The organism is Paraburkholderia sp. MM6662-R1 (genome assembly GCF_050436245.1).
Taxonomy (GTDB): domain Bacteria; phylum Pseudomonadota; class Gammaproteobacteria; order Burkholderiales; family Burkholderiaceae; genus Paraburkholderia; species Paraburkholderia tuberum.
In genome coordinates this window covers 3338989-3359039 of record NZ_JBNDLV010000001.1, presented here as the reverse complement: position 1 = coordinate 3359039, position 20051 = coordinate 3338989, and the positions used below count along the sequence as shown (strand labels likewise).

The 20051-nt window shown below is 66.4% G+C and carries 18 protein-coding genes; 14 read left to right on the top strand and 4 right to left on the bottom strand.

Annotated elements, in window-relative coordinates:
* The first annotated feature begins 25 nt into the window (after positions 1 to 25).
* The 9 genes from OKW39_RS15885 (at position 26) to OKW39_RS15845 (ending at position 11298) form a co-directional block, all read left to right on the top strand.
* Complete coding sequence (locus OKW39_RS15885) at positions 26 to 211, top strand: hypothetical protein (protein WP_090801582.1); 186 nt, start codon at positions 26 to 28, stop codon at positions 209 to 211.
* A gap of 144 nt (positions 212 to 355) precedes the next feature.
* Positions 356 to 871 carry a DUF192 domain-containing protein gene (locus OKW39_RS15880; RefSeq protein ID WP_176078905.1) on the top strand — a complete coding sequence of 172 codons (516 nt, stop codon included), beginning with the start codon at positions 356 to 358 and terminating at the stop codon, positions 869 to 871.
* Positions 872 to 1190: 319 nt separating this feature from the next.
* Positions 1191 to 3296: an elongation factor G gene (fusA, locus tag OKW39_RS15875; RefSeq protein WP_090801583.1), complete on the top strand. Its 2106-nt coding sequence runs from the start codon at positions 1191 to 1193 to the stop codon at positions 3294 to 3296.
* Positions 3297 to 3498: 202 nt separating this feature from the next.
* Entirely contained in the window at positions 3499 to 4026 is a 528-nt protein-coding gene (locus tag OKW39_RS15870; RefSeq protein WP_184006381.1) for a cupin domain-containing protein, read from the top strand.
* Positions 4027 to 4064: 38 nt separating this feature from the next.
* Positions 4065 to 5084 carry a HoxN/HupN/NixA family nickel/cobalt transporter gene (locus OKW39_RS15865; protein WP_429363116.1) on the top strand — a complete coding sequence of 340 codons (1020 nt, stop codon included), beginning with the start codon at positions 4065 to 4067 and terminating at the stop codon, positions 5082 to 5084.
* Between the two features lie 391 nt (positions 5085 to 5475).
* Complete coding sequence (locus OKW39_RS15860; protein ID WP_429335221.1) at positions 5476 to 7149, top strand: ABC transporter substrate-binding protein; 1674 nt, start codon at positions 5476 to 5478, stop codon at positions 7147 to 7149.
* A gap of 41 nt (positions 7150 to 7190) precedes the next feature.
* The gene (locus OKW39_RS15855) at positions 7191 to 8219 is read left to right on the top strand and encodes an ABC transporter permease (RefSeq protein WP_429562996.1); all 1029 of its coding nucleotides are present in this window, start codon (positions 7191 to 7193) and stop codon (positions 8217 to 8219) included.
* Entirely contained in the window at positions 8216 to 9112 is an 897-nt protein-coding gene (locus OKW39_RS15850) for an ABC transporter permease (protein WP_184051565.1), read from the top strand. The genes OKW39_RS15855 and OKW39_RS15850 overlap by 4 nt, the downstream gene beginning before the upstream one ends.
* On the top strand, positions 9109 to 11298 hold the full coding sequence (locus OKW39_RS15845; protein WP_429562995.1) for an ABC transporter ATP-binding protein: 2190 nt from the start codon (positions 9109 to 9111) through the stop codon (positions 11296 to 11298). Before OKW39_RS15850 ends, OKW39_RS15845 begins: the two co-directional genes overlap by 4 nt.
* A 446-nt stretch (positions 11299 to 11744) precedes the next feature.
* Here the strand turns inward: OKW39_RS15845 and OKW39_RS15840 are convergent, their stop codons facing one another.
* Complete coding sequence (locus tag OKW39_RS15840; RefSeq protein ID WP_429562994.1) at positions 11745 to 12101, bottom strand: hypothetical protein; 357 nt, start codon at positions 12099 to 12101, stop codon at positions 11745 to 11747.
* A 77-nt stretch (positions 12102 to 12178) separates the two neighbouring features.
* Between OKW39_RS15840 and OKW39_RS15835 the strand changes: the two genes are divergently transcribed.
* Positions 12179 to 12571 carry a hypothetical protein gene (locus OKW39_RS15835; protein WP_429562993.1) on the top strand — a complete coding sequence of 131 codons (393 nt, stop codon included), beginning with the start codon at positions 12179 to 12181 and terminating at the stop codon, positions 12569 to 12571.
* 328 nt (positions 12572 to 12899) lie between these two features.
* Positions 12900 to 13361, top strand: a complete 462-nt coding sequence (locus tag OKW39_RS15830; RefSeq protein WP_184023091.1) for a Rap1a/Tai family immunity protein — start codon at positions 12900 to 12902, stop codon at positions 13359 to 13361.
* Between the two features lie 93 nt (positions 13362 to 13454).
* Here the strand turns inward: OKW39_RS15830 and OKW39_RS15825 are convergent, their stop codons facing one another.
* Positions 13455 to 14300 carry an aldo/keto reductase gene (locus OKW39_RS15825; protein ID WP_429363111.1) on the bottom strand — a complete coding sequence of 282 codons (846 nt, stop codon included), beginning with the start codon at positions 14298 to 14300 and terminating at the stop codon, positions 13455 to 13457.
* 195 nt (positions 14301 to 14495) lie between these two features.
* On the opposite strand from OKW39_RS15825, the gene OKW39_RS15820 reads away from it, so the two are divergent.
* Complete coding sequence (locus OKW39_RS15820; RefSeq protein ID WP_013090333.1) at positions 14496 to 15242, top strand: GntR family transcriptional regulator; 747 nt, start codon at positions 14496 to 14498, stop codon at positions 15240 to 15242.
* 66 nt (positions 15243 to 15308) lie between these two features.
* Here the strand turns inward: OKW39_RS15820 and OKW39_RS15815 are convergent, their stop codons facing one another.
* Complete coding sequence (locus OKW39_RS15815; RefSeq protein WP_429562992.1) at positions 15309 to 16718, bottom strand: CoA transferase; 1410 nt, start codon at positions 16716 to 16718, stop codon at positions 15309 to 15311.
* A gap of 126 nt (positions 16719 to 16844) precedes the next feature.
* Between OKW39_RS15815 and OKW39_RS15810 the strand changes: the two genes are divergently transcribed.
* A complete protein-coding gene (locus tag OKW39_RS15810; protein ID WP_429562991.1) occupies positions 16845 to 18086 on the top strand; it encodes a citrate/2-methylcitrate synthase in 1242 nt (413 codons plus the stop codon).
* Between the two features lie 35 nt (positions 18087 to 18121).
* On the opposite strand, the gene OKW39_RS15805 is transcribed toward OKW39_RS15810, so the two are convergent.
* Positions 18122 to 18427 carry a DUF2917 domain-containing protein gene (locus OKW39_RS15805; protein WP_184023083.1) on the bottom strand — a complete coding sequence of 102 codons (306 nt, stop codon included), beginning with the start codon at positions 18425 to 18427 and terminating at the stop codon, positions 18122 to 18124.
* Between the two features lie 183 nt (positions 18428 to 18610).
* On the opposite strand from OKW39_RS15805, the gene OKW39_RS15800 reads away from it, so the two are divergent.
* Entirely contained in the window at positions 18611 to 20029 is a 1419-nt protein-coding gene (locus OKW39_RS15800; RefSeq protein WP_429562990.1) for a PLP-dependent aminotransferase family protein, read from the top strand.
* Positions 20030 to 20051 lie beyond the last annotated feature (22 nt).

Genomic DNA, 20051 nt, shown 5'->3' with positions numbered 1-20051 from the left:
TTAACTCAAGCTGAGGATTCACAAAATGAACAAACTGATCGCCGCTCTGGTCGCTGGCCTCTTCGCAACGGCAGCATTCGCACAAGCATCGGCACCGGAAGCAGCTCCGGCAGCTCCGGCAGCAGCTTCGTCGGCAAAGAAGACCACCAAGCACGCTCACAAGAAGTCGCACAAGAAGGCAGCAGCTGCAGCTTCGGCAGCTTCGGAGTAAGTTGCTTGTAAAAACGCAGTAAAGAACCAGCTTCATTGCCGTTCTTACGGCGTTGTAAGGCAGATCACCGCAAGGCGATCTGCCTTTTTGTTTTTGACGCGCTCGCGTAACATGCGCGAGTCAATTTCAGCAAGGAGTCTTGCCGTGCGATTTTCCATGCGCTCGTCGATGGCGCGTTTCGCCATTGCCGTAGCACTGCCGCTCGCGGCGCTGTCGTTCGTCGTCACCACGGCTCCCGCCCAGGCGCAGCAGATGCCGCCGGGCGCCAAGCAGCCGAGCGAGTTTCCGCGCGTCAAGCTGACCGCTGGCATGTTCGTGATCGACGCGGCCGTCGCCGCCAACGACGCGGACCGCGAACAGGGCTTGATGTATCGCACGAAGCTCGCGCCGAACGAAGGGATGCTGTTCGTGTTCAACGAGAACGCGGGCCACTGCTTCTGGATGAAGAACACGCTGATCCCGCTGTCGATCGCATTCATGCGCGCCGACGGCACGATCACCGACATCGACGAGATGCAGGCCGAGACCACCAACAACCACTGCCCAACGCACAACGGCGTGTTCGCGCTGGAAATGCCCAAGGGCTGGTTCTCGGCGAAGGGCATCAAGCCGGGCATGCAGGTCCAGGGCTTACCGCCGGTGCCGGGTATCACGCAGTAAGACCCTCTCACCGCCGGTCCGCGTGTCCGTGCAGCCCCGTAAATGGCCCCGGAGCGGCCTCTGAGCGGGGGCACCGTCCCGCCACGCTATCCCGCGAAAAGCCGGCGTCTCGACCCGAGGCGCCGGCTTTTTTTCGCCCGCTCAGCCCCGCGCCACCAGCCTTCGCGCCGGCTGGCAGGATTCATGCAAAAGACCAATCGACGCGCTATCCTTGTAATCTCGACAAGGTAACGCCAGATAAAGCACCACTCAGACTCCCCGGGCGGCCCACGCGGTCGCCCGGCATGCGTTTCAGGCGCGCCATTACAAGGAGATTCACGTGCCCCGCAAGACTCCCATCGAGCGCTACCGGAATATCGGCATCAGCGCTCACATCGATGCCGGCAAAACCACCACCACCGAACGGATCCTGTTCTACACCGGCGTGACCCACAAGATCGGCGAGGTTCACGACGGTGCGGCGACGATGGACTGGATGGAACAGGAGCAGGAGCGCGGCATCACGATCACGTCGGCGGCCACGACCGCGTTCTGGAAGGGCATGGCCGGCAACTATCCCGAGCATCGGATCAACATCATCGACACCCCCGGGCACGTCGACTTCACGATCGAAGTCGAGCGCTCGATGCGCGTGCTCGACGGCGCCTGCATGGTGTACGACTCGGTCGGCGGCGTGCAGCCGCAATCGGAAACCGTGTGGCGCCAGGCGAACAAGTACAAGGTGCCGCGCATCGCATTCGTCAACAAGATGGACCGCGTCGGCGCGGACTTCTTCCGCGTGCAGCGGCAGATCGGCGATCGTCTGAAGGGGGTCGCCGTGCCGATCCAGATTCCGATCGGCGCGGAAGAGCACTTCCAGGGCGTGGTCGACCTCGTCAAGATGAAGGCGATCTATTGGGACGACGACAGCCAGGGCATCAAGTTCGAGTACCGCGACATCCCGGCTGAACTCGCGGCCACCGCGAAGGAATGGCACGACAAGATGGTCGAGGCCGCGGCCGAGGCGAACGAGGAACTGCTCGAGAAGTACCTCGGCGGCGAACCGCTGAGCGAAGCCGAAATCAAGCACGGCATCCGCGCGCGCACGATCGCCAACCAGATCGTGCCGATGTTGTGCGGCAGCGCGTTCAAGAACAAGGGCGTGCAGGCGATGCTCGACGCGGTGATCGACTATCTGCCGTCGCCGGTCGACGTGCCCGCGATCACCGGTCACGACGAGCACGACAAGGAAATCGAGCGTCATCCCAACGACGACGATCCGTTCTCGGCGCTCGCCTTCAAGATCATGACCGACCCGTTCGTCGGTCAGCTGATCTTCTTCCGCGTGTACTCGGGCGTCGTCAACTCGGGCGACACGGTCTACAACGCGGTCAAGGAAAAGAAGGAACGCCTCGGCCGGATCCTGCAGATGCACGCGAACGAGCGCAAGGAAATCAAGGAGGTCTACGCGGGCGACATCGCCGCGGCCGTCGGCCTGAAGGAAGCGACCACCGGCGACACGCTCTGCGATCCTAACCATGTAATCATCCTCGAAAAGATGATCTTCCCGGACCCGGTGATCTCGCAGGCCGTCGAACCGAAGACCAAGGCCGACCAGGAAAAGATGGGCATCGCGCTGAACCGTCTCGCGCAGGAAGACCCGTCGTTCCGTGTGCAGACCGATGAGGAATCCGGACAGACGATCATCTCCGGCATGGGCGAGCTGCACCTCGAAATCCTGGTCGACCGGATGAAGCGCGAGTTCGGCGTGGAAGCGACCGTCGGCAAGCCGCAGGTCGCGTATCGCGAAACCGTGCGCAACAAGGTCGAGGACGTCGAAGGCAAGTTCGTCAAGCAGTCGGGCGGCCGCGGTCAGTATGGCCACGCGGTGATTACGCTGGAGCCGTCCGAGCAGGGCAAGGGCTACGAATTCGTAGACGCGATCAAGGGCGGCGTGATTCCGCGCGAATTCATCCCCGCAGTCGACAAGGGCATCGTGGAAACGCTGAAAGCCGGCGTGCTGGCGGGCTATCCGGTCGTCGACGTGAAGGTCACGCTGACTTTCGGTTCGTACCACGACGTCGACTCGAACGAAAACGCGTTCCGCATGGCCGGCTCGATAGCGTTCAAGGAAGCGATGCGCAAGGCGAAGCCCATCCTGCTCGAACCGATGATGGCCGTCGAGGTGGAAACGCCCGAGGACTTCATGGGCAACGTGATGGGCGACCTGTCGAGCCGACGCGGCATGGTGCAGGGCATGGAAGACATCGCGGGCGGCGGCGGCAAGCTGGTGCGCGCGGAGGTGCCGCTCGCCGAGATGTTCGGCTATTCGACGTCGCTGCGCTCGGCCACCCAGGGCCGCGCGACCTACACGATGGAGTTCAAGCATTACGCCGAGACGCCGAGCAATGTCGCCGAGGCCGTGATCAACACGAAGAAACAATGACGCTGACGCGGCGGCGTTGAGCGCGACAAGCCGAAGCCCGCTCCCTGTGAGCGGGCTTTTTTTATGGCGCCGTTTGCATCGTCGAGCCACGCACCCGTTTTTTGAACGTGCCAGAATGTTGATCAGCCATGCGGCACGCGCCTGAATCGTAAGACCGAAGCGCACGACTCGAACGCGGCACGCCAGCCGAGGAGGAGACACGATGAGCCACGATCACGAACATCCGCATTACCGGGCCGAGCACGACGCCACCGAAGCCAGCCAGCAGATCGACTGGCGCGAACACGGCGTGAAGGTCATCCGCGGCGATCAGCTCGACACCAACACCGCGCAAACGCCGGGCATGAACCGCGCGGCCGCGATCAACGCGGCTCGCGTCGGCGCGCAGAAAATCTGGGCCGGCACCGTGACGATCCATCCGAATGCGAAGACCGGCGCGCATCATCATGGCGCGCTCGAAAGCGTGATCTACGTTGTGCGCGGCCAGGCGCGCATGCGCTGGGGCGAGCATCTGGAATTCACCGCCGAGGCCGGTCCCGGCGACTTCATCTTCGTGCCGCCCTATGTGCCGCATCAGGAGATCAACGCGAGCACCGACGAGCCGCTCGAATGCGTGCTCGTGCGCAGCGACAACGAAGCGGTCGTCGTCAATTTGAACATCGACGCGGTGGAGCAGCCGGAAACGGTCTACTGGGTCGATCCGATCCACAAGCATCCGCACGATCACTAAGCCGCTCATCAACCTATCCATTCATCCGCTCGTGCCACATGACGCCTAACGCCTCGCTGCGCCCTCGCCTAGTCGCGCTCTACGCGATGCTGCTCGCCGCCAACCTCGGCGCATGGCTGTGGGCGCTAATCGCGTTTCGCCACTACCCGCTGCTGCTCGGCACCGCGCTGCTCGCGTATGGCTTCGGTCTGCGTCATGCGGTCGACGCCGACCACATCGCGGCGATCGACGCCGTTACGCGCAAGCTGATGCAAACCGGCATGCGACCGGTCGGGATCGGGCTCGCGTTTTCGCTCGGCCATTCGACGATCGTGATCGCGGCGACGATCGGCATCGCCTGGACCACGCATTCGCTGAATGGGCGCTTCGAGAGCTTCAAGGAAGTAGGTGGCACGCTCGGGACACTGGTTTCCGCGTCGTTCCTGCTGGTGCTCGCGGCGGTCAATCTCGTGGTCCTGCGCGACGTGTGGCGCCGCTACCGGCACACGCAACGTGGCGACGTTGCGAGCACAGCGTCAGCCGATGCGCTCGCCCCAGCCGGGCTGCTGTCGCGCGCATTGCGGCCGCTGTTTCGGCTGGTCACGAAAAGCTGGCACATGTATCCGGTCGGCGTGCTGTTCGGTCTCGGCTTCGACACCGCGACCGAGATCGGCCTGCTCGCGATCGCTGCGTCGCAGGCCAGCACTGGCCTGCCGCTCTATTCGATCCTCGTGTTCCCGGCGCTCTTCACGGCCGGCATGACGCTTGTCGATTCGACCGACAACGTGCTGATGGTGCACGCGTACGGCTGGGCGATGGACGACCCGAAGCGCAAGCTTTACTACAACGCGAGCATCACGTTCGTGTCGGCGATGGTCGCGATCGTGATTGGCGGCGTCGAGGCGCTGGGGCTGCTGTCGGATCGCTTCGGCTGGAGCGGCGGGGTGTCGGATGCGATCGTCGGAATCAACGATCATTTCGGCGCGCTCGGCTATGCGATCGTCGCGGCCTTCATGGCGTGCTGGATCGGCTCGGTGCTGTTTCATCGCTGGAGACGGCCGGATACGGCGGCACGATAAGTGGCCTGGCCTACCGGGAAACCGATCTACACCGTAGGTTTCTTTGAGCGTTCCACCTTGTGGAGTTCGAAACCGCATTTCGCACCGTGTTGCTCCGCCAATCCGTCCGCAATCGCGGCCGCCCCTCGCGAGCACGCGTCCGGTAACCGTTGTGACGACGACACACCGCGCGTCATTTATCGGCCGATCGACTAGCGCGGCGCGCCCCCGGTGCGCCAGAGCCGCAAGCAATCGCTTACACTGAGATCGCTCTGCACAGCGTTGCCCTTTCGCGATAGCGGCCCCACCGCATCCCATCGCCCATCGGAAGGCGCGCTGCTGCCCCTCGCGCCGTCGCGCGGCTCGCGCGACGCCTCCGAACCAGCAATAGAACGGGTTGGACACGCCATCGATGAAAACGCCAGCGGACCGATTTCTCGCACCTGACGCATTGGACGCAGCCCGCCTCACAGCCGACGCCTACGGCAACCACGCCCTCGACGAGTTTGTCGCCGGCCGCATCACGCGCCGCGAGCTGCTACGACATGCGAGCGTGATCGGTCTGTCGCTCGCGGGTGGCGGCCTGCTCGGCGCGCCGCGAGCGCGGGCGCAAGGTGCACCGCCCACGTCGAACCAGACGATCCGCGTCGCGCATCTGACGCCGGCGGGCGCCGTCGATCCGCTGACGGTGACTGACGCCGCGAGTCTCGCGCTGCTGAACCAGACCGGCGAATTCCTGATCGACGACGACGGCGAGAAGCTGATGCTGAAGCCCGCGCTCGCGCTGTCGTGGAAGCCGAACGACAAGGGCGACGTGTGGACCTTCAAACTGCGCCAGAACGTGAAATTCCACGACGGCCAGAGCTTCGGCGCGAAAGATGTGGTCGCGACCTTCGACCGTCTCGCCGATCCCGCGAGCGGCTCGGCCGCGCTATCGGTACTAAAGGGCGTGCTGTCGAAAGGCGGAGCGAAGGTCGTCGACGAACACACGGTGGAGTTTCATCTCGACGCGCCGACCGGCAATTTCCCGTACTACGTTTCCTCGGATAATTACAACGCGGTGATCCTGCCCGCGAACTTCGCGGGCAACTACGAAAAGAGTTTCATCGGCACGGGTCCGTTCAAATTCGAAAAGTATCAGCCGAAGGTTGGCGCGTCGTTCGTGCGCAATCCCGACTACTGGGGCGAAAAAGCGTTACCGCAACGCGTACAGTTTTCGTTCTACGCCGACGAGCAGGCTCAACTGCTCGCGTTGCAAGGCCATCAGGCCGACGTGATGGGCACGTTCACCGTGCAGGGCGGCGCGGCCATCCTGAACAATCCGGACTACAAGGCGGTCGGCGTCAAGTCGAGCGCGCACCGCCAGATTCACATGCGCAACGACAGCCCGCTCTTCAAGGACAAGCGCGTGCGTCAGGCACTCGCGTTGTCGCTCGATCGCGACGTGATCGTGCGCGGTCTCTTCAAGGGTCGCGCACAACTCGGCAACGACAGCCCGTTCGCGCCGGTGTTTCCATCGTCGGATGCGGGCGTGCCGCAACGCAAGATCGACGTCGCGAAGGCGAAGCAGCTGCTCGCGCAGGCTGGCGTGCCGAATGGTTTCGACGTCACGCTGACCACCGAAAAATACATGGAGATCCCCGACCTCGCAGTCGTCGTGCAGAACGCCGCGAAGGCGATCGGCGTGCGCATCAATCTGAAGGTCGAGAGCCAATCGCTCTACTACGGCGCGGGCACGCCGGGCAAATCCGACTGGCTCGACTCGCCGCTCGGCATCACCGATTACGGCCATCGCGGCGTGCCGAACGTATTCCTCACCGCGACGCTGACGAGCAACGGCACATGGAACGCCGCGCACTTCAAGAATCCGCAATACGATCAACTGGTCGCGCAGTTCGTCGCGGCGATCGATCTCGCCACGCAAAAGAAAATCTCCGGGCAGATCCAGACGCTATTGCTCGACGAAACGCCGCTGATCATCCCGTTCTTCTACGATCAGCTGATCGCGATGCGCAAGGGTGTGAACGGCGTGCGCTTCACTGCGCTCGCGCAACTGTATTTCGATCGCGCGACGCTCAGCGCGTAAGCAGCGCGCTGTCCGTCTCGCTTTTCGCAGGAGAACTCACGATGTCGGCTCCGGCGCCCTCTCCCGCCTCGAATACATCGCGTCCGCCGCGCGCGAGGAACGGCAACGCGGGCCGCGTCGCGCGTTTTCTCGCGACGCGCGCGGGTCTTTCGCTGATCACGCTGTGGCTGCTGTCGGTGATCGTGTTCGCGGGCGGCCAGCTGCTGCCCGGCGATATCGGCCGCGCGGTGCTCGGGCCGCTCGCCGATGCGCGCGCGGTCGCCGCGCTCGATCATCAGCTCGGCGCCGACCGGCCGCTGCTCACGCAATACATCGACTGGATCACGCATTTCGTGCGCGGCAACATGGGGCTGTCGTACGCGTATCGCGAACCGGTCAGGCCGTTCATCGCCGATGCGCTCGGGCATTCGGCGAAGCTCGGTCTGCTCGCGTTCATCGTCGTCGTGCCGCTCGGCATCGCGGGCGGCGTGTGGTCGGCGATGCATGCGGGGCGCTGGCTCGATCGCACGATCAGCATCGCCGGTTTGTCGGCGACCGTGGTGCCGGAGTTCGTGTCGTCGATCGTGCTGATTCTCGTGTTCGGCGTGTGGCTGCGCTGGCTGCCCATCGAGGCCTCATCTCCGCCCGATGCGAGCGTGCTCGAACAGCTGCGCCATCTGGTGCTGCCGGTGCTGCCGCTCGTCCTCGTGTTCTTCGGCTACATCGCGCGAATGGCACGCGCGGGCACCGTCGAAGCGCTCGACGCCGACTACACGCGCACCGCCATCCTCAAGGGCCTGCCGCGCCACGTCGTGATCTGGCGGCACGTGCTGCGCAATGCACTGCTGCCGACGATCACCGTCGCCGCCACCCAACTCGGCTACATGATCGGCGGACTCGCGGTGGTCGAGACGCTGTTCCGCTACCAGGGCATCGGCTCGCTGATCTACAACGCCGCCAAGGCGAAGGACTTTCCAATGCTCGAAGCGGGCGTACTGACGATCGGCGTCGTCTATACGCTCGCGAATCTGGTCGCCGATGCGCTGCACGTGCTGCTCAATCCGCGACTGCGGGTGAGGACCGCCGAATGAATACGACCGTGCCGCCGGCTTCATCGACGCCACCAGGCTCGCCCGCGCCCGGCGCACCGGGCTCCGAGCCGCGTTTCCCGCGCCTCCTCCTGCTGCTCGGTTCGCCGACCTTCATCGTGGGCGCACTGATCGTCGCGTGGTGGATCGTCTGCGCGATCGCCGGGCCGTGGTTCGTGCATCTCGATCCGTACGCGTCCGATCCGCTCAATTCGCTGACGCCGCCCGATCGCACGCACTGGTTCGGCACCGATCAGCTCGGCCGCGACGTATTCTCGCGCGTGATCGTCGGCGCGCGCGACATCCTGACGATCGCGCCGCTCGCGACACTGCTCGGCACCGCGGCGGGCACCGCGCTCGGCCTGGTGGTCGGCTACTTCGACGGCTGGGTCGACGACGTCATCGGCCGCATGATCGACGCGGTGCTCGCGCTGCCGCTCGTGATCGTCGCGCTGCTCGCGCTCGCCGCGGTCGGTGCGTCGAACTTCACGGTGATTCTCGTGATCGGCACCACCTTCACGCCGATAACAGCCCGCACCGTGCGCGCCGCCGTGTTCGCAGAGCGGCATCTCGACTATGTGGCCGCCGCGCAGCTGCGCGGCGAACGCGCGCCGTACATCATGTTCGCGGAGATCCTGCCGAACGTGCTGCCGCCGATCGTCGTCGAAGCAACGGTGCGGCTCGGCTATGCGATCTTCGCGGTCGCGACGCTGTCGTTTCTCGGCTTCGGCATCCAGCCGCCGTCGGCCGACTGGGGGCTCGCGCTGTCCGAGTCGTACACGTTGATGGCGGGCGGCGCGTGGTGGACCGTCGTGTTTGCGGCGGGCGCGATCGCGTCACTGGTGGTCGGCGTCAATCTGATCGCCGACGGCGTGCAGGGAGTGCTCGACCAATGAACGGCCCACCGCCCTCCTCGTTCGCGGCGTTCGACGTGTCGAAAAGCGATCGCACCGATGCGCTGACCGTGGTCGGCCTGACGGTCACCTACCGGATCCGCGGACGCGATCGCGAAGTGCTGCAGGACGTATCGTTTCGCGTGCGACGCGGCGAGGCGTATGGGCTCGTCGGCGAATCCGGTTGCGGCAAGTCGACCGTGGCAATGGCGACGCTGCGCTATCTGCCGCGCAACGGCAAGGTGAAGGCCGGCAAGATCGTAATCGCCGGTGAGGACGTGCAGAAGCTGGGTGCCGACGCGCTGCGCAGCATGCGTGCGACGACCGTCTCGATGGTCTACCAGGACCCGGGGCGCGCACTGAATCCATCGCTGACGATCGCCCGTCAGGTTTCCGAAGCATTCGAGGCGGCCGGCGTCACGCGCGACGAGGCGCTGCAACGCACGCTCGAGATACTCAACCGCGTCCGCATCGCGGCACCCGAGCGCGTGATGAACAGCTATCCGCATCAATTGTCGGGCGGCATGCAGCAGCGCGTCGTGATCGCGATGGCGCTCGCGTCGAACCCCGCGCTGCTGATTCTCGACGAACCGACTACCGGCCTCGATGCGACCGTCGAAGCGGAAGTGCTCGACCTCGTCGCACGGTTGCGCGAGGAACTCGGCACCGCGGTGCTGTTCATCAGCCACAACCTCGCGGTGATCGGCCGCATGTGCGAACGCGTCGGCGTGCTGTACGCGGGCAAGCTGGTCGAGGAAGGCGCGACCCAGGACGTGTTCGCACGGCCGCGTCATCCGTACACGGTCGGGTTGCTGCGCTGCCTGCCGACGGCCGGACGCAGCAAGGACAGCGAGCGGCTCGATACGATCGCGGGCGGCCTGCCTCTGCCGGGCTCGGTCACGCAGGGCTGCATCTATGCGGAGCGCTGCCGTCTCGCCGACGAGCGCTGCCGCCGCGACGCGCCGCCGCCCTATCGCCTCGGCGCCCGGCATGGCGATCAGATGGCGCGCTGCCACTATCACGAGCGTGCGATCGAACTGCCGCGTGCGACATCGAGCGCGGCGCCGGTGGCGGCCGCATCATCCAACGCGGCGCCGCGCGCGCCCTCTGGGCCGGTCTTGCGCGCCCGGAACCTGTCGAAAACATTCCACGTATCGGGCGTCCCGCTGCGCGCGGTCGACGACGTGTCGCTCGAACTCGCGAGCGGCGAGACGCTCGGCCTCGTCGGCGAATCGGGCAGCGGCAAGACAACGCTCGCGCGACTACTGCTCGGCCTGCTCGCACCCGATGCCGGCAGCGTGCTCGAACTCGACGGCGCCCCGCTCGCCGCGCGCGTCACGCGACGCAGCGACGAGCAGCTGAAATCGCTGCAGATCGTGTTCCAGAATCCGGACTCGGCGCTCAATCGCGCGCATTCCGTCAAGCGGCTGATCGGCCGTGCGCTCGCGCGCTTCACCGCGCTGCGCGGGCCCGAGATCGACGCACGGCTCGCCACGCTGACGGACGCCGTGCGGCTGCCCGAGCGCTATCTGGATGCACGTTCGCGCCAGCTTTCGGGCGGACTCAAACAGCGCGTCGCGATTGCGCGCGCGTTCGCCGGCGAACCACGCGTCGTCGTGTGCGATGAGCCGACTTCGTCGCTCGACGTGTCGGTGCAGGCCGCGATTCTGAACCTGCTCGCCGATCTGCAGCGCGAGCGCGGCGTCAGCTACGTATTCATCTCGCACGATCTGCACGTGGTCCGCTATGTGTCGGATCGCATCGCGGTGCTCTACCTCGGCCGGCTGCTCGAAATCGGCCCGGCGGCGGCCGTGTTCGATGGACCGCAGCATCCCTATACCGAAGCGCTGCTGTCCGCCGTGCCGACGCTGCCGGGCGACGGCGCGTCCGGCGAGGTGCATCAACGTACGCGTATCCGTCTCACCGGCGAGTTGCCCGGGCCCGGCGCGATGCCGTCGGGCTGCGTGTTTCACACGCGCTGTCCACGCAAGCTCGGCGCGATCTGCGAGCAGCAGGACCCGCCGTTTCTCGACGCGGACGACGCCGCCGATCCGTCTTGCGCGCACCGGATTCGCTGCCATATTCCGGTCGCCACACTTCGCGAGCTGCAAAGCGAGCCGCGCGACGACAACGCGAGCGACCCAACGAATGGCGGCACCTCCGACGATGCGTCGGAAAACGCCAGCTAGCGTCGACTCGAACCTCATCGACGCACACCGCCCCTCTTAACGAATCCCGCGTCGGAACACGCTTTTGCGTCTGCGCGTTTCATCGTCGCAACGTTTTGAGGCGTTTTTCCGGCGTGCGCATCGCACATCCCGATATCGCCCGTGTCGCTTCAAGGCTTTGCGACGCGTGGCATGGATATCGCTAAATTAGCGGCCAGAGATTCGAAGCCAAACCGGGCGCGCAACGCCGCGCATATCCGCACGACGAGCGTCACCACGCGATGGCGCGACCTCGCGCGATCAGCACGGCAGCGACGCACGGACAACTTCGACACAACGGACCGGGGGTTCGACAAGACCCGCGTGCAGACAGGTCGGCCGCCGCTGGAGCAGTTCGCGAAGGCGGCAGCGAGGTACCGTCCTTCGCTCTGGAGACGCGCGATGAAGACCGGAAAATCAGATCAGTACTACTGTGCAATGATGCGCAGCGCGGTGGTCCTCGCGGGGGTCGCGGTGTTGGCGGGCGGGACCGCGTACGGGGCATCTACGGACGTGATCCCTCGCTGGATTGTGCTGGCCGACGCGTTGCGGGCGCAACCCGGCGATTCAACGCCGCTGCTGCTCGCGCGGAACGACGGCGCGGCAACCGGCGCCGAGGCTGGCACGGCCACAGCCGCCGACGATGCCGCCTCGGTGTTCGCGCCGGCCGGCTGCGGCGGGCTCGGCGGTCCGGGCTGCGGGCGGCTCGGCGGCGGCAGTGGCAACGGCGGCGGTAATGGCGGCGCGGCGGGTTCGAGCAATAGCGGTGCTGGCGCAAGCGGCAACAGCGGCGCCGGGGCGGCGGGTTCAGGGAGCGGAAGTGGGAGTGGCGGTGCGGGCACGGGCGGTAAGGGAAATAGCGGTGGTGGTGGCGGTGGTGGCGGTGGTGGCGGTGGTGGCGGTGGCGGTGGCGGTGGTGGTGGTGGCGGTGGAAGCGGAGGCGGCGGAGGCGGCGGAGGCGGCGGAGGCGGCGGAGGCGGCGGAGGCGGCGGAGGCGGCGGAGGCGGTGGAGGCGGTGGAGGCAGCGGCAGCGGCGGAGGCGGAAGCAGCGGCGGCAGCGGGAGCGGCGGCTGCGGTTGCGGAGGCTCCAGCGGTGGCCCTAGCGGTGGTTTCGGCGGTGCGAATGGTGGTGGCTTCGGTGGTGGCTTCGGTGGCGGGTTCGGCGGAGGCTTTGGCGGAGGCTTCGGCGGCGGTGACGGAGGCAAGGGTGGGCGGCAGCGGCGGCAGTGGCAACGGTGGCGGGAACGGGCACTAGGCGTCGCCCGTTGCCCCAGGTAGGGAGCCCCCGCGCCCTACCCGCCGGCGACATGTCCCGGCATACTGTCCGCTATCCGCTGGCAACGGCGGTGATGTCCCGATCCCCCGGTCGGGCGTCACCGCCGGAGGCCGGTCGGAGCGGCCCGCCCGCCTTCGGCGCGCGCTGACGGAATGGCTCGGAGCGCGCGCGCGCCGCGCCTCGCGCCATCGCGCGAACCGCACCGCGAGCGGCGGGAACACAACCTCCATTGCGTGCGAGTGTTATGGAACCAATCCGAGACGACCGCCTCATATCAAATTCATCGTTCGATATGAGGGCCCACAACATGCATAGAAGCGTCCCCCCCTCCGCGACCCGTACGGCAGCCGCCGTGCTGACCGCTGCCGCCCTGGGCCTCGCATCGCTCGCCAATGCGCAAACACCCGCGCAGCCAATGGCGCAAACCTTGTCGCAAGCGGCACCACCGGTCGATCCGAGCTTCTCCGCCTACTCGCTCGTCCAGAGCTGCAAACAGCGCCACGACAACGTCGCGCAAGGGCAATGCGTCGGCGCGATCCGCGGCATCATCCACGGTTATCAATACGGCGTGCTGTTCCTCTCGCAACGAGCAACCCTCCCCGCCAACGAAACGCAGCGCGTGTCGCTATGCCTGCGCGACGTGGCGGTGTCGTCGATCGTCGACGACTTCCTCGCCGATGCCGCCCAGGTGCCGGACGACGCGCTGCAGCACACCCCCGCCGAAGTCGCCGTGCTCGGCTCCGTGCATCAGCACCATCCCTGCACCTGAGCGCCGCGTCAGCGCGAGCGGCGTCATCGACGCCCACAGCGCTTCGAGCCTCGCGCGCCGCCGTTGCGCAACGGACGGCGGCCGCGCCGGCGCTTACAACATCTCCAGCGCACGCTTGCCGCGCGGCGGCTTGAAGTACGCGTCGAGCGCGGCGAGTTCGGCGGCTTCCAGCACCAGTTGCGACGCGCGATGGTTGTCGCGCACATGCTCGACGCGCGCCGCCTTCGGAATCGCGCACACATTGGGCTTGCCCAGCACCCACGCGAGCGCCACCTGAAACACCGAGACGCCGCGCGCGTCGGCGATATCGTCGAGCGGCGAGCGTTTCGGCAGCCGCGCATGATCGACCGGGCTGTACGCCATCGCCGGCATGCCGCGCGCGGCGAGCCACGGCAACAGATCGAACTCCGGCCCGCGCCGCGCCACGTTGTACAGAATCTGGTTGGTCGCGCACGCGTCGCCGCCTGGTGTCGCGACGAGTTCTTCCATGTCGTCGGTATCGCAGTTGCTGACGCCCCAGTGACGGATCTTGCCCGCGCGCCGCAGCGCCTCGAAGCCGTCGACGGTGTCCGCGAGCGGCACCGAGCCACGCCAGTGCAGCAGATACAGATCGAGCCGGTCCGTTTTCAGACGCTTCAGGCTCTGCTCGCACGCGGCGATCACGCCGCGCCGGCTGGCGTTGTGCGGATACACCTTGCTGACCAGAAACACCTTGTCGCGCAAACCCGCGAGCGCTTCGCCGAGCAGCGACTCGGTCGCGCCGTCGCCGTACATTTCGGCGGTATCGATCAGCGTCATGCCGAATTCGATGCCGCAGCGCAGCGCATCGATTTCCGCCGCGCGTCGTGCCCGCTGCTCGCCCATTTCCCACGTGCCCTGCCCCAGTGCTGGCATGCGCTCGCCGCCCGGCAGGCTCACGCTTGCGATCTCGCTCGTCATGCTGACTCCTCGAAAGTGGCTCCATCCAGATGCGATGCGCTGGCCCGCCGCCTCATCACGCAACGCATGCTACTAAAAACCTGGCGACGAGTTTAGCGGCTCCGCGGCCTCACAACGGCGCGCCTGGCAAAAGCCAGCTATAACAGGACGCGCCGATGTTTTAAAATTGCCGCTTGCCCATCTTGCGTGAGCCCCATGACCTCTGCCTCGGAAGACCGCTGGCGCGACCTGCGCCCGGACCCGGAAAACGACACGCCGCTCTATCTGCAACTTGCCCGCAAGCTCGGCAGCGCGATCCACGAAAACCGCTGGAACGCCGGCGAGGCGCTGCCTTCGGAGCGCGTGCTGTCGGAGGCGCTCGGCGTGTCGCGCATCACGTCGCGCAAGGCGATCGCGCTGCTCGTGGAGCAGGGTTTGATCCGCCGCACTCAAGGCGCGGGCAGCTTCATCACGCCGCGCTACGAAGATCCGTTGTCGCGTCTGTCGAGCTTCAGCGAAATGCTGCGGCGGCGCGGCTTCACGCCGAGTTCGAAGTGGCTGTCGCGCGAAATCTCGCCGGCCAATCGCGACGAGGTGATCCAGCTGGGTCTGTCGCCCGCCGCAGCGGTCACGCGGCTGCGGCGGCTGCGGCTCGCCGACGGCATCGTGATGGCGGTCGAGAATTCGACGTTCCCGGCCGCGGTGATTCCCGATCCACAGGCAATCGGCGACTCGCTGTACACGTATCTGGAGAATCGCGGACTGACGATCGTGCGCGCGTTGCAGCACTTCCGCGCGGTGAACGCGAGCGACGAGATCGCGCAGCAGATGAGCATCGCGCCGAACGAGGCGTTGCTGTTGATCACGCGCGTGGGTTATACGGCGGATCAACGCGCGATCGAACTGACGGACACGTACTGCCGCAACGATTACTACGACTTCGTGGCGGAGTTGCGAAAGTAAGCTGCGACGCGGTGGGCGGTTAGGTACGCCGCGTTCCCAACCTGAACGCGCCGCCCGCTCCAACCGTCACGGCCACCGGGCTTCGTGCGCGCCGATGCGCGCCGGCGGCAGCGCATAAAACGCAGGCGTCTGCTCCAGTTCCTCCGCCGGCAGCACGCCAAGCACACGCCCGAACTCCGATTGCACGCTCGCGACGCAATCGCGCACATCGTCGAGCGACACCTCGGGCGCCTGCTGCCCATCGGCCAGCAGCCCGAACGACTGCAGCCAACGCCCCGTCTGCGCAAGAGACACCTTCACATGCCAGCTGCCGCCCTCGCGAGCGCGCCGCGCGAGCGCGACCATCGCGCCGAACGCGGCCAGATAGCCGGTCGCGTGATCGAGCGCCTGACACGGCAGATGCCGCGGCTCGGCTGAACCCGCCGCCGCGCGCTCGGTCCACGCGATGCCGCTCGCCGACTGCACCAGACTATCGAAGCCGCGTCGCTGCGCCCACGGCCCTGTGTGCCCGTACGCGCACACCGAGACATAGACGATGCCGGGCCGCAGCCGTGCCAGCTCGTCCGGCCCGAAGCCGCGCGCCTCGAGCGCGCCCGGACGATAGGCCTGCAGGAACACGTCGGCGTCGCGCGCGAGTCCGCGCAACGTGTCGCAGCCTGCCGCCTCGCGCAGATCGACGATTGCCGAACGCTTGCCGCGGCCGTTGTCGATCACGAGCGGCGCGATGTTCGGCAGATGCGGCCCGTTGATCGTCAACACGTCCGCGCCATGATGCGCGAGCGCGCGGCCGGCCACCGGTCCCGCGATGATCCGCGACAGATCCAGCACCCGCACACCTGCGAGCGGGCGGTCGATACCGGGGTCAGCGCCAGCGGCGGCGTGGCGCGGCGGCTCGGCTGGGGCGTCACCGATGCGCTCGATCTCGAACAGCGGCAAGCGCGCGATCGCTTTGGCCTGCTCGAGCGCAGCCCATTCGTCGGGCGTGCGAATCAAGGCGGCGCACAGGCCCGCGTCGGCGAGCGTTTGATCGAGCGTCGCGCCCTCCCAGCCGCGAATCGCGGCCGCCACCGAGGGCCGCCCATTGTCACAGCCGAGCACCTCGAGCACGCCCTTCAGGTGATGCGCAAAATTCGTATGCAGCTGGATCCAGCGGCCGTCGCCCGTTTCATAGAAGCCGGTGACCGGATCGCGCAGCGCGGGCGGCGGCCCACCGTCGATCCGCAAATAGCGTTCGCTGCGAAACGCCGCCAGCGCGCGACGCATCTGCACCGACACCTGTTGCAGGCGAGCGCTGCGCAAGCGCCAGTATTCGGCGGCGGCGAGGCCCGTCGCGGCGATGGTCGACGCCGCGAGGCTGCCGACACGGTAGACCGACGGCAAGCCGGGATCCGCGCCGGCGAGCGACACGGCGTGCAGCGCGACCGGATCGCAGCCGGCGAGGGTCCAGATGTGCTTGAGGGCGAGTTCGGGCGTCATGGGATCGGGCGCGCTGGCCGCGCGGACAGGAAGCAGGTACACCGAGTCTAAATTTGCACCTTGCCGCAATCAATGTTGATTATGATAATCAACATATATTGATTTCTTCGGTTTATACCCACTTTTATGCCAGCCCCGATTTACCTGAGCGCCGCCGAAGCGGCCGCAACGCTCGGCGTCAGCTTGCCGACGCTGTACGCGTATGTAAGCCGAGGCATGCTCGGCTCGTCGCCGGATGCGCAAGGCAGGCATCGGCTCTACGATGCCGCTGAGGTGCGCCGCCTCGCGCGTCGCAAGGCGGACGGCAAACGCGCCGGCAAGGTCGCGCAGAAGGTGCTCGACTGGGGCGTACCGGTGCTCGAATCGTCGATCACGCTGGTCGCGGACGGTCGGCTGCTGTATCGCGGGCACGATGCGATCGAGCTCGCGCGCAGTGCGTCACTCGAAGACGTCGCGGCGCTGTTGTGGGAATGCAGCGCGCGGCGCATCGCCGATGCGCCGGTCGTGCCGCTCGCCCCCGCGCAATGGGCCGCGTGGCTCAAGCTGTGGAGTGACAGCACGCCGCTCGATCGCGCGCTGGTGCTGCTGCCGGCCGCCGCCGCGCAGATGCCGCGCGTGTGGGCGCTCGGCCGCGATGCGCAGCTCGACACCGCGTGCGCCGTGATGCGGCTGCTGGCCGCCGCGATGCTGCCGGCGGCGCCGTCGAACGAACCGCTGCATCGGCAGATCGCGACGGCCTGGCGGGTGAGCAGCCGTCAGCAAAGCGGATTGCTGCGCGCGGCCTTGGTCGCCTGCGCGGATCACGAGCTGAACGCGTCGACGTTCACGGTCCGTTGTATCACGTCGACGGGCACGCACCTGTTCGGTGCGGTCGCGGGCGGGCTCGCGGCGCTTTCCGGGCCGCGTCACGGCGGCGAAACCGTGCGCATCGCCGCGCTGCTCGATGAGACGTCGCGCTCGCCCGAGCTGGACCGCTATCTGGCGAACCGTCTCGCGCGCCACGAGCACGGCGCGCAAGGGCCGCTGCTGTCGGGCTTCGGTCATCCGCTCTATCCGGACGGTGATCCGCGCGCGCGGCTATTGCTGACGATGCTCGCCGACTGCGCGCCAGCCCGCTCGCCGCTCAACGAGGTGCTGCAGGTCGCGCGAGCGGTGCGCGACACGACCGGCGCGGAGCCGACGGTGGATTTCGCGCTTGCCGCGATCGAGCGCGTGCTCGGCTTGCCGAGCGGGGCCGCGTTCATGCTGTTCGCGCTCGGGCGGGTGGTCGGCTGGATCGCGCACGCGATGGAGCAGGCGCGCGATGGCCGGTTGATCCGGCCGCGGGCGCGGTATATCGGGGAGTATGAGGCGGGAGGTGCTGCTTAGGGACCAGGAAGAGGCGGCTCGCCGTTCGCCCTGCATCAGACCACGCCCGGCCGACGCGCCAGCCAAGCCGGCATCGGCCAGCCGAATAGCAGCGTCGGCAACCTGCGTTCCGAGCCGCTCGCCAGCGCAAAACGCGCCCCGGCCCGCCCGGCGCTGATCCATGCCACCGATCCACGCGCCAACTCGATCGACTGCCCCGCCGCCAGCCAGTGATCCTCGTGCTCGCCCTCGACGGTCAGCCAGACGTTGCCGCTGATCACCTTGAAAATCGTCGGACGCGCAACCCGCCAGGCCGTGACAGGCTCGCCATGTTCCAGCTCGAAAACTCGCACTTCTCGCATCGCCGTTCTCCTCGATGAACTTTCTGTTGTACCGATTATTGACGTGCGATGATCGGAGACCCATGCACAGTTCCGAACACTTTCATCAGAACTGTTCAGTCAAAAAACCGAACAGTTGGCATCGCTCGCGCGGCGCAGGTTTAAAACTTTCGCGTTCGCAGGCCGGCGACAGAAGGCAAGCGTATGAAACTCGAAATCCAGCTCGATCGGGACAACGGCGTGCCGCTGACCGAGCAGATCGTCGCGGGCGTCTCGGCGTGGATCAGCTCGCGCAATGCGCATCCTGGCTCAAAGCTGCCGTCGATCCGCCAGTTCGCCGCCGACTTCGGCGTAAGCCGCTTTCCGGTGATCGAGGCATACGACCGGTTGGTGTCGCTCGGCTATGTCGACTCGCGCCACGGCTCCGGCTTTTACGTCGCCGATCGCCAACCGACCGACATGCGCTGCCAGGGCACTTCGGACCCGCGCCGCGCCGATGTCGAGTCGGACCATCTGCTCGAGCAATTCAACTTTCCGGGCGAGACGCTGAAGCTCAGCACCGGTTTCATCCCCGAAAGCTGGCGCGACATCGATGGCATTGCGCAGGCGATCCGCCACGTGTCGCGAACCGATCCGGCTAGCATGGTCGAGTACGCGACGCCGCTCGGCAACCCGGTCTTGCGCGAACAGTTGCGCGGCCGCATTGGCCAGTTGGGCATCCAGGCAGACGCATCGCAGATTCTGATCACCAATGGCGCGAGCCAGGCGTTCGATCTGCTGGTGCGCTACATGCTCAAGCCAGGCGACACGATCTTTGTCGAGGACCCCGGTTACTACAACCTGTACGGCCTGTTGCGCCTGCACGGCATGAAGCTGATCGGCATTCCACGCACCGGCAATGGTCCCGACCTCGACGCGATGCAGGCGCAACTGAAGCTGCACCGGCCCAGATTGCTGCTCATCAACACCGTGTTCCACAATCCGACCGGCACCACGGTCGCACCGCAGGTCGCATTCCGTTTGCTGCAAATGGCGCGAGAGCATGGCTTCCAGATCATCGAGGACGATATCTACGCGGATTTTCAGACCGAGCTCACCGACCGCCTGGCCACCCTCGACCAACTCGAACAAGTGATCTACATCGGCGGATTGTCGAAAACGCTGTCGTCTTCGCTACGGGTCGGCTGCGTGGTTGCGAGTCACGCGATCATCAAGGACCTGGTCGACATCAAGATGCTGACGAGCATCGGCTGTTCGCGCTTTGCCGAAGCGGTGGCGGTGTCGATGCTGGAGCGCGGCGCATATCGCAAATATCTGGAGCGACTGCGCCGCCAGATGCGCGGCGCGCTCGGCTCGACCGTCCAGACACTCGAAGATGCCGGCTGGGAGATCTTCGAAGAACCAGCGGGCGGCAAGTTCGTGTGGGCACGCGTGCCGCATGTCGCGGACGCCGAGCGGCTCGTTGAATGCGGCGTGCCCCTCGGAGTGACGGTGCTGCCTGGACAACACTTCAGGCCGAACCGGGAGGTGAGCCCGTGGATCAGAATTCATGTGGCGTTTGGCAACGAGCCACGTGCGCAGGCGTTTTTTCATGCGGCGGCGCAGTTGCCGCCTGATGCGTGAACACGGCGCGGAGCGCGGCCGT